Genomic DNA, 15368 nt, shown 5'->3' with positions numbered 1-15368 from the left:
GGCGATGGCTGGTCAGGTGGTGAACTTGCCCTGGGCATCGTCGTCGGCGTTGCGATAGTTCGCCATGGCGATCTTGATGCTTTCCTCAGCCTCGGTCAGGACGTCGTTGAACTTTTCCAGTTGGGTGAGGAAGCCCTGGTGGTCGGTGGCGACCTGCACCAGGAGAGGCGCCATGATCTTGGCATTGTTGCTGCTGCCGAGCTTGGGCTCCTGAGCAAGTTGATTGAGCTTGTGGGCAGAAGCCTGGTACCAGTCCTGCATGGTACGGATGGCGGCCAGGATGGCGTCGCCGCCGTGCTGGTTGACGGTGAACTCGCCTGCTCTGGCGCTGGCGGAGAACTTGCTCATGTTCTTGGCCATGCCGTCCATGTCTGCCCACTCCATAGTCGTGCCCCCCTGACGGAATTCACTGGTACGGAATCCGATGGTAGCGAGGGGGTAAGACAGTGGTAGGCGGTTTGGGTGGAGCCGGGTGCGACACGTGTGGGTAGTGCTCAGGCGGGTCACCCTGGAGGTCCGGCCAGGGTGACCCGGAGTCGATCAGTCGCTGGTCAGTGCTGGTGCCTGCCCGGTCCACCCCGTCAGGGAACCACCAGCCGTCCCCGACGGGACGGCGGCCCGGATCAGGGTCTCCTCAGGGTGGTCACGGATTCCCCCACCCCCTCGGCTGATGGAGGCTACGTCTGCAAGGTGATCCGGGGAGCTACCACAGGACGACGCGCGACGGCGGCGCGGCGGAACAGGATGGCCGGGTCATGAGGGGAAGGCGCATGGGCGCGCGAAGACGATGAAACTGGAGCAACCATGATCGAGGCAGTCGGCCTCACCAAGCGATACGGGAAGACGCTCGCCGTCGACAACCTGTCGTTCACAGTCCCGGCCGGGCGGGTGACCGGCTTCCTCGGTCCTAACGGCGCCGGGAAGTCCACCACTATGCGGATGATTCTTGGCCTCGACGCGCCCACCGGGGGGTCGGCGTTAATCGACGGTAAGCACTACCGCGACTTGCACCACCCTCTGCGGACGGTAGGCGCTCTGCTGGACGCGAAGTGGGTGCACCCGAACCGCTCGGCGCGGGCTCACCTGCAGTGGATGGCGAAGTCCAACAAGCTCCCGGCCAAGCGGGTGGACGAGGTGCTGGAGATCGTGGGGCTTACCAGCGTCGCGGGTAAGCGCGCGGGTGGGTTCTCTCTTGGTATGTCGCAGCGGTTGGGGATCGCGGCGGCGCTGTTGGGCGACCCGCAGGTGCTGCTGTTCGACGAGCCGGTAAACGGGCTCGACCCGGAGGGCATCCTCTGGATTCGCAAGTTCATGCACCGGCTGGCCGAGGAAGGCCGCACGGTCTTCGTGTCCAGCCACCTGCTTTCCGAGATGGCGTTGACCGCGCAGGAACTCGTGGTCATCGGGCGCGGCAAGCTGATCTCGCAGAGCAGCACCGAGGACTTCGTCGCCCAGGCCACCGAGAACACGGTGCGCGTGCGCAGTCCGCAGTTGGCCGCGCTGCGCACCGCGCTCGGTCGCGCGGGAGTGTCCATCCGGGACGAAGGCGAGAGTCTTATCGTGTCCGGAATGGACTGCGCCGAGGTCGGTGAGCTGGCCGCGTCGACCGGTGCGGTGCTGCACGAGCTGAGCCCGCAGCGCGGTTCGCTGGAAGAGGCGTTCATGCAGCTCACCGGTGACTCCGTGGAGTACCACACCGAAATCGCCGACGGCCAGGTTCCGGCGACCCTTGTCCCGGCGGGGAAGTGACGACATGACTCTTCTCGCAGTCGAACGCATGAAGCTGTTCACCACCCGCTCGCCGTGGTGGTGCGCGGTGCTTGCGCTGGCGGTGACCGTGGGGTTCGCCGCGCTGATGGCGGGCACGGCCAGCGCCGAGTCGCCGATCACCATCGCCGCCACCCAGTTCGGGTACGGCTTCGGGCTGATGGTGGTCATGGTGATGGCCGCGCTGGCGATCACCACCGAGTACCGGTTCTCCACGATCCGCGCCACGTTCCAGGCGATCCCCAACCGGACCGCCGCCCTGCTCGCCAAGACCACCGTGGTGGCGCTCCTCGCCGCGGTCATCGGTGAGATCGCGGCCTTCGGGTCGTGGGGCATCGCGACGGTGATCGAGCCGACCGCCGACCTGGCGATCAACACGCCGTTCGAGTGGCGGGCGATCGCGGGCATCGGCGCGGTCTACGGGTTCGCCGCGGTCATCGCGGTGTCGGTGGGCGTGCTGGTGCGGCACTCGGCTGGCGCGATCTCGGTGCTGCTGATCTGGACCTCGCTCCTGGAGAACCTGATCATGCTTATCCCGCGGGTCGGGCGGGACATCCACCAGTGGCTGCCGTTCAACGTCGCCCACCAGTTCGTGACCGGTGACCCGGACCCGAGCGCGCGGGCCATCCAGGACGGCCCCGGCCTGTCCGACGCGGTGCTCAGCCCGTGGCCCGCGCTGGCCTACTTCGCCGGTTTCGCGGTGGTGCTGCTGGTCATCGCGCTGACCGTGGCGAACAAGCGGGACGCCTGATGACCCTGCTCGCCACCGAACGCATCAAGCTGTTCACGACCCGGTCGCCGTGGTGGTCCACCGTGCTCGCGCTCGGTGTCACCGTCGGGCTCGCCACGATGGTCGGCCTCACCCACGACGGTCCCCGGCCGCTCACACTGACCCAGACCCAGTTCGGCACGCAGTTCGGCCTGATGGTGATCCTGGTGATGGCCGCGCTCGCGGTCACCACCGAGTACCGGTTCGCCACGATCCGCGCCACGTTCCAGGCGATCCCCAACCGGACCGCCGCGCTGCTCGCCAAGACCACCGTGGTCGCGCTCCTGGCCACCGTTCTCGGTGAGATCGCCGCGTTCGGCTCCTGGGCCGCCGCGAAGATCACCGCGACCAACACCGACCTCGCGCTGACCACGGCGGACGACTGGCGGCGGGTCGCGGGCACCGGCCTGGTCTACGGCATCGCGGCGGTCATGGCGGTCGCGGTCGGCATCCTGGTGCGGCAGTCGGCGGGCGCGATCTCCGTGCTGCTGATCTGGGTCATGCTGGTCGAGAACCTCGTCGGCCTCATTCCGAGGGTCGGCGCCGACATCCAGGAGTGGCTGCCGTTCATCGCGGTGCAGCGCTTCCTGGGCAACCCCGGCCCGGACGCGGTGCTGGGGCCATGGGCCTCGCTGGCCTATTTCGCAGGCGTCACCGCTGTCCTGCTCGTCGCCGCGTTGGGGAGCGCGGCCAAGCGGGACGCGTAGCCTGCCGGTCCCGCCCGCCTCGGGGGAGAGGGCGGGACCATCTCGGGGACGGGAACCCGGGCCACCAATCGGGGGATGGCCCGGGTTCCCGCACGTCCGGCGGGGTCCGGGCGGGCGTGCCAAGATCGGTCCCATGTTGGGGATCGGGGAATCGGCATGATCGAGGCCACCGGGCTGACCAAGCACTACGGCCGCACCGTCGCGGTCGACCACCTGTCGTTCACCGTCGAAGCCGGGCGGGTGACGGGCTTCCTCGGGCCGAACGGGGCCGGGAAGTCCACCACCATGCGGATGGTCCTGGGGCTCGACCGGCCCACGTCGGGTGACGTCCGCATCGACGGCAAGCACTACCGTGACTTGAAGCTCCCTCTTACGACTGTCGGGGCGCTTCTGGACGCCAAGTGGGTCCATCCGAACCGGTCGGCGCGGGCGCACCTGCGCTGGCTGGCGAAGGCGACCAAGCTGCCCCGCAAACGGGTGGACGAGGTCCTCGACCTGGTCGGGCTGGGCTCGGTGGCGAACAAGAACGCGGGCGGGTTCTCGCTGGGCATGTCGCAGCGGCTGGGCATCGCCGCCGCGCTGCTGGGCGACCCGAAGGTGCTGCTGTTCGACGAGCCGGTCAACGGTCTCGACCCGGAGGGCATCCTCTGGATCCGCCGGTTCATGCACCGCCTGGCCGCCGAGGGGCGCACGGTGTTCGTCTCCAGCCATCTGCTGTCGGAGATGGCGCAGACAGCGCAAGACCTCGTGGTCATCGGCCGCGGCAAGCTGATCTACCAGGGCACGGTAAGCGACTTCGTGGAGAACGCCACGGAGAACACCGTCCTCGTCCGCAGCCCCGAGCTGACCCGGCTCGCCGACCTGCTGCGCGCCGACGGCGTCCAGGTCGTCGAGGACGGCGACTCGATCCGCGTCGCCAACCTCGCCAGCTCGGCCATCGGCGAACTCGCCGCGGCGCACCGGATCGTGCTGCACGAGCTGAACCCGCAACTCGGCTCGCTGGAAGAGGCGTTCATCCAGCTCACCGGCGAGTCCGTCGAATACCACGCGCACGACAAGGAGCCGACGGCATGAGTCTTGTCGCCGCGGAGCGGATCAAGCTGTTCAGCACCCGCTCGCCGTGGTGGTGCGCGCTGGTGGCTATCGCGCTGCCCATCGGGTTCGCCGCGCTGCTGGCCAGCCAGGGCGGCGACGAGGTGCCGCTGACGGTGGGCACCACGCAGGCGGCCAACGGCCTCGGCCGGGCGGTGATCATGGTGATGGCCGCGCTGGCGATCACCACCGAGTACCGGTTCGGCACGATCCGCAGCACCTTCCAGGCCACGCCGAACCGGGTGTCCGCGCTGCTGGCGAAGACGGCCGTGGTGACGACGCTGGCGGCGGTCATCGGCGAGCTGGTGGCGTTCGGGTCGTGGGCGGTGTGCCGGTGGATCAAGCCGGAGGCCGACCTCGCGCTCGACACCGCCGACGACTGGCGCTCGGTCGCGGGCGTCGGCCTGGTCTTCGCGCTGACCGCGGTCCTGGCGCTGGGCGTCGGCATTCTCGTGCGGCAGACCGCGGGCGCGGTGGCGCTGCTGCTGGTCTACTCGCAGCTGGTCGAGGGGCTGGTCACGCTGATCCCGAGGATCGGCGACGACATCCACCAGTGGCTGCCGTTCTTCGCCGCCGACCAGTTCATCGGCAACGACGCGAGCGGGCAGCCGCCGCGCGATCTCCCGCTGAGCCCATGGGGATACCTGGCGTACTTCGCGGTGATCGCCGTCGCCGTGCTCGCCGTGGCGATCATCACAGCCAACCGGCGGGACGCATGAGGTCTTCCGCCTCTTGCGCGAAGCGGCGGAGTTTCTTACAACAAGCACGAGGATTAAGACCACGTTAAGAAGCTGTGAGGACCCCCACAGCTTACGGACGCGGCTTAGCTTCGCGGGGTCAGATGGACACACGGACCCGTCTCGGAGCCCTTGGAGGTGGACCTTGACGGTGCTTGATTCCAGCGCATCGAAGAAGCAGGCCCCGCCCGCGCAGCGCGGTCGGAACCGTGGCCTGCACGTCGAGCCGATGATCGGCCTCGAATGGTCGGAGGCTCTCGAACAACCCAACGGCGCCACGGCGGCATCGCCCGCCGAGGCCCGCAGAGCCTGGGTGCACCGCGCGCCCGAGGCCCAGGTCCTCGCCCTCTACCGCGCGGCGTCAGCCGCCGAACCCGCACTGCCCGCGCCATGGTGGCTGCGCGCGGTCGCGTCCGGCGGCCTCGGCTCCCGCCGGGAGGGGTTCCTGATCGAGGACCGCGTCGCCAAGCTCCTCGACGCCCGGCCAGGGTGGGTTTTCGTGCCCTGGGGCGTCGACGGCGACTCCGGGTACTGGGAGTACATGCCTTCTGAACGCATGTTGGCCGAGCCCGGTATGCCGACCACCCTGGCGCACACCGACCGGCACGGCGGCTGGATCGACGTGGTGCGGGTGCACGCCGGGCCCGCGCCCGCGCCGACCGCCGTGGGCGGGCTGGCCGACCTGCGGTCCAACCTGTCGCGCCTGGAGTCCCTGAGACCGTGACGGCGGCGGGGTGGCAGGCTGTCCGCCGTGACACCCACCGACCAGGAGCCGCGCAAACGCAGTGTCGTGAGCTTCGTGCACCGCGGCGGACGGATGACCGTCGGCCAGGCGAAGGCTTGGGAACGGCGCTGGCCCGACCTGGGCAGGCAGGTGCAAGACCTGCCGGACGGCCCGCTCGACGTGGACTCCTGGTTCGGCCGGTCCGCGCCGCTGCTGCTGGAGATCGGCTCCGGCATGGGCGAGACCACCGCGCGGCTGGCCGAGGCCGCGCCGGAGGTCAACTACCTGGCGGTGGAGGTCTACCAGCCGGGGCTGGCGCAGCTCATGCTGCGCGCGGAGGCCCTGGGCCTGACGAACCTGCGGCTGCTGCGCGGCGACGCGGTGGTGCTCCTCACCGAGCACATCGCGCCCGGCTCGCTGTCCGCGGTGCGGATCTACTTCCCCGACCCGTGGCCGAAGAAGAAGCACCACAAGCGGCGGCTCGTGCAGCCGGAGTTCATCGCGCTCGTCGCGTCGCGGCTGGCCCCCGGCGGCACCGTGCACCTGGCCACGGACTGGGAGAACTACGCCGAGCAGATGCTCGACGTGCTCTCCGGCGAGCCGCTGCTGCGCAACCGGCACGCGGACTGGGCACCCCGGCCGGACTGGCGGCCGGTGACGAAATTCGAGTCGCGGGCGCGCGAAGAGGGCCGGATCAGCCGCGACTTGATCTTCGAGCGGGTGCCGGGCTGACGTTGTGTGATCTTTGACGCGCGAGAAACACACGACCGAGTAGTCGAGTCGGGGATCTTCTGAACCGATACCCCTGATGTGACTGCCCTGCGCGACGACCCGATCGCCGACCTGATCCCCCAGCCCACGGGGCGGTCCGACCGCGACTCGCCGCACGACTCCATCCACGCCGCGGAGCAGTTCCTGCGGATGTTCCACAACGCCCGGCCCAACGCGGGCCACATCAACAGCAGGCTCGCCAAGGTGCGCGCCGAGATCGCGGCCACCGGCACCTACCGGCACACCCCCGCGGAACTCGCGTTCGGCGCGCGCGTCGCGCTGCGCGAGAGCGGCTGGTGCCCGGAGGACGTGCCGTGGCGCGGACTGCTCGTGCGCGACCTGCGCTCGGTCCGCGACGCGGCCGACGTCGCCGCCGAATGCGCCAAGCACCTGCGGATGGCGGGCGGCGACGGGGCGGTGCGGCCGATGGTGAGCGTCTTCGCGCCCGACTCGCCCTGGCGGCCAGGGCCGCGTATCCGCAACGACCAGCTCGTCCGCTACGCGGGCTACCGCGAGCCGGGCGACGAGGCCCGCGTCGTCGGCGACCGCCGCTACGTCGACTTCACCACCGGCGTGTGCAGGCTCGGCTGGCGCCCGCCCGCCACCCGTGGCGCGTTCGACCGGCTTCCGCTCGTCGTGGAGACCGGCCACGAGGGCGTCTCGCTGCACACGCTCCCGCGCGAGGTGGTCCGGGAAGTGCCGCTGACGCACCCGGACCTGCCGTGGTTCGCCGACCTGGGGCTGCGGTGGCACGCGGTGCCGGTCATCAGCAACATGCGCCTGCACATCGGCGGCATCGACTACCCGGCCGCGCCCTACAACGGCGTCTACATCTGCCGCGCCATCGGCGAGGACGTGCTGGCCGACGACGACGCGTACGGCCTCGGCCCGGTCATCGCGGAGAAGCTGGGGCTGGACACGACGTCCGAGCGCACCCTGTGGCGCGACCGGGTCGCGGTCGAGCTGAACCGGGCGGTGCTGCACTCGTTCGACGCGGCCGGGGTCACCATCGAGCACTCCGCCGAGGTGTACGTGCCCGCGATGGAGGCCAACGGGCACCCGGCGTTCCTGCGGCAGATCCCGGTGCGCGCCCGCTGAGCCCAGCGGCGGTGGCAGGATCAGCGCCATGAGCCTGCGCCTGCGCGCCCCCGTGGTGCTGCCCTGCGACCCGACCTGCTCGGTGCTGCGCGACGCCGTGGTCGACATCGACGACACCGGCCGCATCGTCCACTGTGGACCATTCGCCGACGCCCCCGCGTTCGACGGCCCGGTCCGCACGCTGACCGGAATCCTGCTGCCCGGCCTGGTCAACGCGCACGCGCACAGCCCCATGACGGTGCTGCGCGGCATGGGCGGCGACCTCCCGCTGATGCGCTGGCTCACCGAGGTCATCTGGCCCGCCGAGGCCCGGCTGACCCCGGAGGACATCCACGCGGGCATGGTCCTCGGCTCGGTCGAGATGCTGCGCGCGGGCGTCACCACCAGCGCGGAGATGTACTTCCACGGTGAGGAACTGGTCCGCGCCGTCCTCGACACCGGCGCCCGCATGGTGCTGGCCCCGGCGATCATCGACGCCCCCGGCTGGGACTGGCGGGCCATGCTCGCGCAGGCCAGCGCCTGGATCGACGCCGACGGCCTGCGCTTCGGCCCCGGCGACCGCGTCGAGATCGGCTACGGCCCGCACTCGGCCTACACACTGCCGCCGGAAGCCCTCGCCGAAGTCGGCGCCGCCGCCCGGGAACGGGACGCGCTCATCCAGATCCACGTCGCCGAGTCACTAGGCGAGGACACCACCCAACGCGAACGCCACGGCTCCGTGCCCGCCCTCCTGGACGAGGTGAACCTCCTCGGCGGCCGAGTGCTCGCCGCGCACGCCGTGCACCTGTCCGACACCGACATCGCCCTACTGGCCCACCACGGCGTCGGCGTGGCCCACTGCCCGGCATCGAACGGCAAACTGGCCTCCGGCATAGCCCGCGTCCCCGACCTCCGCGCCGCAGGCGTCCCGATCGGCCTCGGCACCGACGGCCCAGCCAGCAACGACGACCTGGACCTATGGGAAGAGCTCCGCCTGGCCGCCATGCTCGCCCGACTGTCCACACAGGACTCCACCGCGCTAGGCGCCGCCGACGTCCTACTCATGTCCACCCGAGGCGGCGCCAAGGCCCTCCACCGCGACGACATCGGCACCCTCACCCCCGGCGCCTGGGCAGACCTGACCCACATCGACGCCGACCACCCAGCTTTCTCGGCAGGCCTGGACGTCCCCGACGCCCAACTCCTGTCGAACCTGGTCTGGGCAGCAGGCTCCCGAACCGTGCGCGACGTGTGGGTGGCCGGGGAACAGGTACTGACCGACAGCGAGCCGACCCGGGTCGACCGGGGCGAGGCGCAAACGCTGGCGGGCAAGGTGACCAGCAGGCTCTTGTCCGCTTGAGCCCGAGTTATCCACAGGCACGCGACACCCTCTTCCCCCGCTGACCTGCGGCGATAGGATGGATCTGGGATGGTCCCCCAGGGCGGGGGTGAAGGAAGATCCCTGAACTCGCCGTGGTCGTGGGGCCGAAGGCTTCCCACCCGTCTTTCCCACGACGGGATCTTCCTTCGTAGGGGTCCCGAAGAAACCACTCCACCCCATCGAGCAACCCCACAGCCACGCCCTGGCCCAGAGCAGGGAGCAGCGGCAGGATGAGGAACTAGAACGTGGCCGGGGAAGCGCGCTTGATGCGCCTGCCGCGTTGCCAGAGGCGGAACACGCCGAACAGGAGGCAGGCCGCGCCCGCGGACATGAGAACGTACGAGATGTTGCGGAGGACGCTGTCCCGGGTGAAGACCTTGGGGAGGTCCACGACAGCCTCTTGCTCGCAGGTGACTGTCGCCGCGCCGTTGAACCAGGCAGGTTGGACCACACCGTCATAACCGCCGCGGCGGCTGTGCCTGTGGTCCATGATGCTGAACGACCTGGCCTCGCCCGCTTCCGGCCGCACCTCGCAGTCGATCAGGGTGTCCACGCCCGTGCGCAGGCCGAACTCCTCGCCCTGTTCCACCTCGAACCGGGCGGTGTTGGCGACCGGGATCTGGCCGTAGCCGCCGACGTGGCTCGTGCCCATGACGAGCAGGCTGATCGGCAGCCACAGCAGGCCCAGCGCGGTGAGCACGACCCACAGCACGAACCAGCGCAGGATCTTCGGCTGCTTCCCGGCCACCATGGCTGCTTCCCCCATGGCGCAGGAGATCAGCGGTTGGGTCGGGAGCGGATGACCACTTCGGTGATGTGGGCGTCATCGGTCGCGGTGACCGCGGTGCGGATGGCGGCGGCGACGCTCTCGGGGCGCAGGTACTTGTCCGGCTCGTATTCGCCGCCCTCGTCGGCGCGGACGCCGCGCTGCATGGCGGTGTCGGTGCGGCCGGGGAAGACCGAGGTGACGCGGACGCCGGAGGTTTCCTCTTCCGCGCGCAGGACGTCGGCGTAGGCGCGCAGGGCGAACTTGCTCGCCGCGTACGGCCCCCACCCCGGGTTGGCGACCTGTCCCGCGCCGGAGTTGACCAGCACGACCCGGCCGCGGGCCGCGCGCAGCGCCGGGAGCAGCAGGCGGGTCAACTCGGCGACGGCCACCACGTTCACCTCGTAGATCGACCGCCACAACTCCGCTGACGCCTCGGTCAGCGGGCCGACCCGGGCGGCGCCCGCCGAGTGCACAAGCACGTCGAGCCGGGACAGCCCGGCTGTCGCGGCGCGCAACGCGGTCGTGTCGGTCAACTCCACCGGCCAAGGCCGCGCGTCGGGCAACTCGTCCGCCAGCGATTGCAGCGCCGCCAGGTCGCGCCCGCCCAACAGCAGCGAATGCGTCTCGGCCAACGCTCTGGCCACGGCCGCCCCGATACCGCGGGACGCGCCGGTGATCAAGGCCTGGGGCCGCTCGCTCATGGCTGCCAATCTAGGGCATCACGACAGGCGCGCTGCCATAGAACGCGCTGCCTGCCGCCCCCGGAACGGCTCGGAGGCGGCAGGCGCGCGTCGGATCACTCGCCGATCTTGCGGCCTGGCTTCCAGATCACCGCGACAGCGGGGCGCGGCTGGGCTGAGCCGCCCTCGGGCCAGTGGGCCATCGGGTTGTCTGCGCTCGCGCCGTCCAGTTCGCCCGGGTGCTGCACCGAGACCAGGACGAACTTGTCCTCGATCACCGGGCCGCAGGTCTCCGCGCCGATCGGGACGGTGAGGAACTGCTTGACGTGGCCGCGTTCGGGGCCCTGGGTGGCTACCGCGAACAGGCCGTCGTTGGAGCCGAGCGCGTTGCCGTCGGTGGAGATCCACAGGTTGCCGTGCCGGTCGAACGCCAGGTTGTCCGGGCAGGAGATGGGGCTGACCTGCGACTTGTCGTAGCCGCCGAAGTAGGTGTCGGTCGCGGCCGGGTCGCCGCAGACCAGCAGCAGTCGCCAGGAGAAGGTGAGCGCGGTGTGGTCGCCGCCCTTCTCCTCCCACTCCAGCACGTGCCCGTGCCGGTTGCCGTTGCGCGGGTTGATCTCGGTGGGGCCTTCCTTGCCCGGCTTGCCGCGGTCGGTGTTGTTGGTCAGCGCGGCGTACACGCGACCGGTGACCGGGTTGGGCTGCACGTCCTCGGGACGGTCCATCTTGGTCGCGCCGACCTTGTCCGCGGCGAGCCGGGTGAAGACGTAGACCTCTTCCGCGGTGAAGCCGTCCACATAGGACTTGTCGCCGGACGCCAGCGGAATCCACTCGCCGGTGCCGTCGAACGCGCCGTCGCTGGGCGGGGTCTGCGAGCCGATCTCCGACGCCGGGCTGTCGCCGGTGAACCGTGCGACGTACAGGGTGCCCTCGGAGAGCAGCTTCTTGTTGTGCGCGCGGGCCCACCGGCTCTGGCCGGGGCGCATCCGCTGTGTGGAGACGAACTTGTAGATGTAGTCGAACCGCTCGTCGTCGCCGAGATAGGCCACGACGCGGCCGTCGCGGGCGACCTGGATGTTCGCGCCCTCGTGCTTGAAGCGGCCGAGCGCGGTGTGCTTGACCGGGGCCGAGTCGGGCTCAAGCGGGTCGAGTTCGACGACCCAGCCGAACCGGTTGACCTCGTTGGGCTCCTTGGCCACGTCGAACCGCTCGTCGAAGCGCTCCCACTTGCGGGTGGTCGCGCCGCCGGAAAGGCCGTAGCGGGCCAGCCGGGCCTTCGCCACCGGGTCGGTGACCTGGTTGGCGTTGGCGAAGTACTGGTTGAAGTTCTCCTCGCCGGACAGGATCGTGCCCCACGGCGTCACGCCGCCCGCGCAGTTGTTCATCGTGCCCAGCACCTTGCGCCCGCTCGGGTCGGCCTTGGTGCGCAGCAGCGCGCTGCCCGCGGCCGGTCCGTCGACCTCGAACTCCGAGGTCATGGTGATCCGGCGGTTGTACCTGCGGTCGATCTTGGGCAGCAGTTTGCCGCTGCGCCCGTCCCGCTCCACCGCGACGACCGACAGCCCGTGCGCCGCCCAGCCGATCCGCACCTGCTCCTCGGTGGGGTTGGCCGCGTCGAAGCCCTTGAACATGAAGGATTCGCTGGTGTACTCGTGGTTCGACACCATCAGGTAGCGGTCGTGCGTCAGCGGGACCAGCCCGCAGAAGTCGTTGTTGAAGCCGAACTGCTTCGCCTGCGCCGCCGCGGTCTGCTTGTCGAAGTCGAACGCGGGCGCCCCCGGCAGCACCGGGTCGCCCCACTTGATCACGACCGCCGACTCGTACCCCTCGGCCGTGACGATCCGGTCCTCGGTGTTCGGCGCGACCGGCGCGAAGTCCAGCCCCCGCGCGGGCCGACGCCGGTCCTGCCCCTGCTCGCCTGCGGGCGCGGCCGCGGCGGACCCGCCGACCACAGCGGCCCCCGCCCCGGCGACGGCGAGCACGGCGCCTGCCCTGAGCATTCCGCGTCTGCTGACGATCGAGCGGACAACGTCACCGAAGTACGCGTTGTCCGAGGTGTTGGGCGCCTCATGGGAACAGGCGCTGCCGCAGCGGTACTCACACGTCACCGCGGCCCGGCCGAGCGGATGCGTCGACGGAAGCAGCGGCAGGGGTATCCGGCCGTCGGTGGTGGACACGGGGGCCTCCTCCGGTCCGCCCGGTGGCGCGGGCCGACCATGGTCAGTGGGAACTGAGCGCGACCGTAGGAGCCGCAAGCCAGGGCCAGCGGACATCGAAGTGAACGGCGAGCGAACAGATCACTGTCTGCCCAGCTTGTCGCACTGAGCGACGACCCGGCAACCCCTCGCGATCATGATCCGCTCAGCGCGACCGGAGCACTTCGCCGACGCAGAAGGCCACCACCAGGCGAAGTCGCCCGATGGTGGCCTCCTGAATCGCTCAGTGCTTCTCGCTCAGCGTTCGACGTCGCCTCGGATGAAGGCCTCGACGGCCTCGTAGGCGTCGTCGTCGGAGTACTGCTCGGGCGGGGACTTCATGAAGTAGCTCGACGCCGAGAGGATGGGGCCGCCGATGCCCCGGTCGAGGGCGATCTTGGCGGCGCGGACGGCGTCGATGATGACGCCAGCGGAGTTGGGGGAGTCCCAGACCTCCAGCTTGTACTCCAGGTTCAGCGGCGTGTCACCGAAGGAGCGGCCCTCCAGGCGCACATAGGCCCACTTGCGGTCGTCCAGCCACGGCACGTGGTCGGACGGGCCGATGTGGACGTCCGCCTTCGCCATCTCGTGCGGGATCTGGGAGGTGACCGACTGGGTCTTGGAGATCTTCTTCGACTGCAGGCGCTTGCGCTCCAGCATGTTCATGAAGTCCATGTTGCCGCCGAAGTTGAGCTGGTAGGTCCGCTGCAGCTCAACGCCGCGGTCCTCGAACAGCTTCGCCATCACCCGGTGCGTGATGGTGGCGCCGACCTGGGACTTGATGTCGTCGCCGACGATCGGGACACCCGCCTCGGTGAACTTGGCCGCCCACTCCGGGTCGGAGGCGATGAAGACCGGCAGGGCGTTGACGAAGGCGACCCCCGCGTCGATGGCGCACTGGGCGTAGAAGCGGTCGGCGTCCTCCGAGCCGACCGGCAGGTACGACACCAGCACGTCGACCTTGGCCGCGCGCAGCGCCGCGACCACGTCGACCGGGTCCTCGTCGGACTCGGAGATGATCTCCCGGTAGTACTCGCCGAGGCCGTCGAAGGTGTGGCCGCGCTGCACCGGGACGTCCAGCGGGGGGACGTCGCAGATCTTGATCGTGTTGTTCTCGCTGGCGACGATGGCCTCGGACAGGTCGCGGCCGACCTTCTTCGCGTCGACGTCGAACGCGGCCACGAACTCGATGTCGCGCACGTGGTAGTCGCCGAACTGGACGTGCATCAGACCGGGCACCCGGGAGGCTGGGTCGGCGTCGCGGTAGTAGTGCACCCCCTGCACAAGCGACGCCGCGCAGTTGCCGACGCCGACGATGGCCACCCGCACGCTCTGGCGGTTCTCGCCCATGCCGGTTCTCCTTCTCGTTCTAGCCGCGCCTGGCGCGGTCCTCGTCACAGGCGCGTCGCCTGCCTGGCGGTCAATTCGTGGTGCCGCGCTGCTCGCGCTGCTCGTGCGCGATCAACTCGTTCAGCCAGCGCACCTCGCGCTCGCTGGTCTCCAGTCCCAACCGGTGCAACTCCCGGGTGTAGCGGTCGATCTGCTCCCCGGCCCGCGCCATCGAGCTGCGCAGACCCTCCCGGCGCTCCTCGACCCGCCGCCGCCTGCCCTCCAGGATCCGCATCCTGACCTCGGCCGGTGTCCGGGAGAAGAACGCCATGTGGACGCCGAATCCCTCGTCGTCCCAGGTCTGCGGGCCCGCGTCGGCCAGCAGCTCCGCGAAACGTTCCTTACCCTCGGCGGTGAGCTTGTACACGCGCTTGCCGCGCCTGCCCCACGATCTGGGCTCCGGGTCCGGCGCCTCCTCGACGATCCACCCGGACCGCAGCAGCCGACGCAGGGTCGGATAAAGCGAGCCGTAGGAGAACGCGCGGAGCGTGCCGAGCAGATCGTGCAGCCGCTTGCGCAGCTCGTAGCCGTGCATCGGCGCCTCGTGGAGCAGCCCGAGGATCGCGAATTCGAGCACGGGCACCTCCTGACGGACGAGGCACGATACGAGTTGACCTAGTGGGCGACTATATCGTGCCGATACATCACGAGGGTGTCCAACTTGCGGGCGTGTGTCAATCGCCACGTAAACACCGCAGGTGAGGGCCTTGCGCGCCGGATCGCACGCTTCCCGGCCGGTCACCAGCGCCTAGATCACAAATGTGACGCACGGTGCATGTTCGTGACGCCGATCGGCCCACCGCCGTGGTAACAGCGCCGCGTAGGCTGTCCTCGTGCGAACGCAGCGACAGGTGGTCGACTACGCGTTGCAGCGTCGGTCGCTGCTCGCGGAGGTCTACTCGGGTCGGGTCGGCACCCATGAGGTGTGCGACGCGAACCCGTACCTGCTGCGCGCGGCGAAGTTCCATGGCCAGTCGACCGAGGTGGCCTGCCCGGTCTGCCGCAAGGAACATCTGACGCACGTGAACTGGGTCTACGGCGACGAACTCAAGCACGCCTCCGGCTCGGCTCGCGCGCCGGAGGAGCTGGCGCGGATGGCAGCGATGTTCGAGGAGTTCACCGTTTACACGGTGGAGGTCTGCCGGACTTGCTCATGGAACCACCTGGTCCAGTCATACGTCCTGGGGACGGGGGGCGTTCGCACGCCCAAAACCCGCAGGAGGACGGCAGCGGAGTGAGGAGCTTGCGAGTGACCCAGTGCCTTCGCAGGCTGATCGCCGTGCCCGCCGCGCTTGACCACCGAACGACGC

Annotated in this window: 16 protein-coding genes; 10 read left to right on the top strand and 6 right to left on the bottom strand. The window is 69.9% G+C overall.

Features of this window, described 5'->3' with window-relative positions:
• Positions 1–12 precede the first annotated feature (12 nt).
• A complete protein-coding gene (locus BLS56_RS11870; RefSeq protein WP_091450030.1) occupies positions 13–369 on the bottom strand; it encodes a hypothetical protein in 357 nt (118 codons plus the stop codon).
• A gap of 435 nt (positions 370–804) precedes the next feature.
• On the opposite strand from BLS56_RS11870, the gene BLS56_RS11865 reads away from it, so the two are divergent.
• From BLS56_RS11865 to BLS56_RS11825, 9 genes are all read left to right on the top strand, one after another.
• A complete protein-coding gene (locus tag BLS56_RS11865; RefSeq protein WP_091450029.1) occupies positions 805–1749 on the top strand; it encodes an ABC transporter ATP-binding protein in 945 nt (314 codons plus the stop codon).
• Positions 1750–1753: 4 nt separating this feature from the next.
• On the top strand, positions 1754–2518 hold the full coding sequence (locus BLS56_RS11860; RefSeq protein WP_091450028.1) for a hypothetical protein: 765 nt from the start codon (positions 1754–1756) through the stop codon (positions 2516–2518).
• Positions 2518–3243 carry a hypothetical protein gene (locus tag BLS56_RS11855; protein WP_091450027.1) on the top strand — a complete coding sequence of 242 codons (726 nt, stop codon included), beginning with the start codon at positions 2518–2520 and terminating at the stop codon, positions 3241–3243. The genes BLS56_RS11860 and BLS56_RS11855 overlap by 1 nt, the downstream gene beginning before the upstream one ends.
• A 156-nt stretch (positions 3244–3399) precedes the next feature.
• Complete coding sequence (locus tag BLS56_RS11850; protein WP_091450026.1) at positions 3400–4317, top strand: ABC transporter ATP-binding protein; 918 nt, start codon at positions 3400–3402, stop codon at positions 4315–4317.
• Positions 4314–5054, top strand: a complete 741-nt coding sequence (locus tag BLS56_RS11845) for a hypothetical protein (RefSeq protein ID WP_091450025.1) — start codon at positions 4314–4316, stop codon at positions 5052–5054. The genes BLS56_RS11850 and BLS56_RS11845 overlap by 4 nt, the downstream gene beginning before the upstream one ends.
• A 247-nt stretch (positions 5055–5301) precedes the next feature.
• A complete protein-coding gene (locus BLS56_RS11840) occupies positions 5302–5796 on the top strand; it encodes a hypothetical protein (protein WP_175482783.1) in 495 nt (164 codons plus the stop codon).
• Positions 5797–5889: 93 nt separating this feature from the next.
• Entirely contained in the window at positions 5890–6528 is a 639-nt protein-coding gene (gene trmB, locus BLS56_RS11835; RefSeq protein WP_228771575.1) for a tRNA (guanosine(46)-N7)-methyltransferase TrmB, read from the top strand.
• A 78-nt stretch (positions 6529–6606) separates the two neighbouring features.
• Complete coding sequence (locus tag BLS56_RS11830) at positions 6607–7665, top strand: nitric oxide synthase oxygenase (RefSeq protein ID WP_324187515.1); 1059 nt, start codon at positions 6607–6609, stop codon at positions 7663–7665.
• A 28-nt stretch (positions 7666–7693) separates the two neighbouring features.
• A complete protein-coding gene (locus BLS56_RS11825; RefSeq protein WP_091450022.1) occupies positions 7694–9004 on the top strand; it encodes an amidohydrolase family protein in 1311 nt (436 codons plus the stop codon).
• A gap of 259 nt (positions 9005–9263) precedes the next feature.
• Here BLS56_RS11825 and BLS56_RS11820 read toward each other — a convergent pair whose 3' ends face one another.
• The 5 genes from BLS56_RS11820 to BLS56_RS11800 form a co-directional block, all read right to left on the bottom strand.
• Entirely contained in the window at positions 9264–9791 is a 528-nt protein-coding gene (locus BLS56_RS11820; protein ID WP_139190616.1) for a hypothetical protein, read from the bottom strand.
• 11 nt (positions 9792–9802) lie between these two features.
• Entirely contained in the window at positions 9803–10495 is a 693-nt protein-coding gene (locus tag BLS56_RS11815; RefSeq protein ID WP_091450020.1) for an SDR family oxidoreductase, read from the bottom strand.
• A 95-nt stretch (positions 10496–10590) separates the two neighbouring features.
• Positions 10591–12651, bottom strand: coding sequence for a PhoX family protein (locus BLS56_RS11810; RefSeq protein WP_228771563.1), 2061 nt, complete (start codon positions 12649–12651; stop codon positions 10591–10593).
• A 276-nt stretch (positions 12652–12927) separates the two neighbouring features.
• Positions 12928–14019: an inositol-3-phosphate synthase gene (locus BLS56_RS11805; protein ID WP_091450018.1), complete on the bottom strand. Its 1092-nt coding sequence runs from the start codon at positions 14017–14019 to the stop codon at positions 12928–12930.
• Positions 14020–14089: 70 nt separating this feature from the next.
• Positions 14090–14635, bottom strand: a complete 546-nt coding sequence (locus BLS56_RS11800) for a PadR family transcriptional regulator (RefSeq protein ID WP_091450017.1) — start codon at positions 14633–14635, stop codon at positions 14090–14092.
• Between the two features lie 256 nt (positions 14636–14891).
• On the opposite strand from BLS56_RS11800, the gene BLS56_RS11795 reads away from it, so the two are divergent.
• On the top strand, positions 14892–15296 hold the full coding sequence (locus BLS56_RS11795; RefSeq protein WP_091450016.1) for a DUF5318 domain-containing protein: 405 nt from the start codon (positions 14892–14894) through the stop codon (positions 15294–15296).
• The last annotated feature ends 72 nt before the right edge of the window (positions 15297–15368 follow it).

Source organism: Actinokineospora iranica, assembly GCF_900101685.1.
Taxonomy (GTDB): Bacteria; Actinomycetota; Actinomycetes; order Mycobacteriales; family Pseudonocardiaceae; genus Actinokineospora; species Actinokineospora iranica.
This window is presented reverse-complemented; position numbering and strand designations above follow the sequence as displayed.

Coding starts and splice junctions, on each gene's coding strand:
- BLS56_RS11820 (WP_139190616.1), bottom strand. CDS start 9,791: ATGGGGGAAGCAGCCATGGTGGCCGGGAAGCAGCCGAAGATCCTGCGC.
- BLS56_RS11870 (WP_091450030.1), bottom strand. CDS start 369: ATGGACGGCATGGCCAAGAACATGAGCAAGTTCTCCGCCAGCGCCAGA.
- BLS56_RS11815 (WP_091450020.1), bottom strand. CDS start 10,495: ATGAGCGAGCGGCCCCAGGCCTTGATCACCGGCGCGTCCCGCGGTATC.
- BLS56_RS11860 (WP_091450028.1), top strand. CDS start 1,754: ATGACTCTTCTCGCAGTCGAACGCATGAAGCTGTTCACCACCCGCTCG.
- BLS56_RS11845 (WP_091450025.1), top strand. CDS start 4,314: ATGAGTCTTGTCGCCGCGGAGCGGATCAAGCTGTTCAGCACCCGCTCG.
- BLS56_RS11855 (WP_091450027.1), top strand. CDS start 2,518: ATGACCCTGCTCGCCACCGAACGCATCAAGCTGTTCACGACCCGGTCG.
- trmB (WP_228771575.1), top strand. CDS start 5,890: ATGACCGTCGGCCAGGCGAAGGCTTGGGAACGGCGCTGGCCCGACCTG.
- BLS56_RS11805 (WP_091450018.1), bottom strand. CDS start 14,019: ATGGGCGAGAACCGCCAGAGCGTGCGGGTGGCCATCGTCGGCGTCGGC.
- BLS56_RS11840 (WP_175482783.1), top strand. CDS start 5,302: ATGATCGGCCTCGAATGGTCGGAGGCTCTCGAACAACCCAACGGCGCC.
- BLS56_RS11825 (WP_091450022.1), top strand. CDS start 7,694: ATGAGCCTGCGCCTGCGCGCCCCCGTGGTGCTGCCCTGCGACCCGACC.
- BLS56_RS11865 (WP_091450029.1), top strand. CDS start 805: ATGATCGAGGCAGTCGGCCTCACCAAGCGATACGGGAAGACGCTCGCC.
- BLS56_RS11850 (WP_091450026.1), top strand. CDS start 3,400: ATGATCGAGGCCACCGGGCTGACCAAGCACTACGGCCGCACCGTCGCG.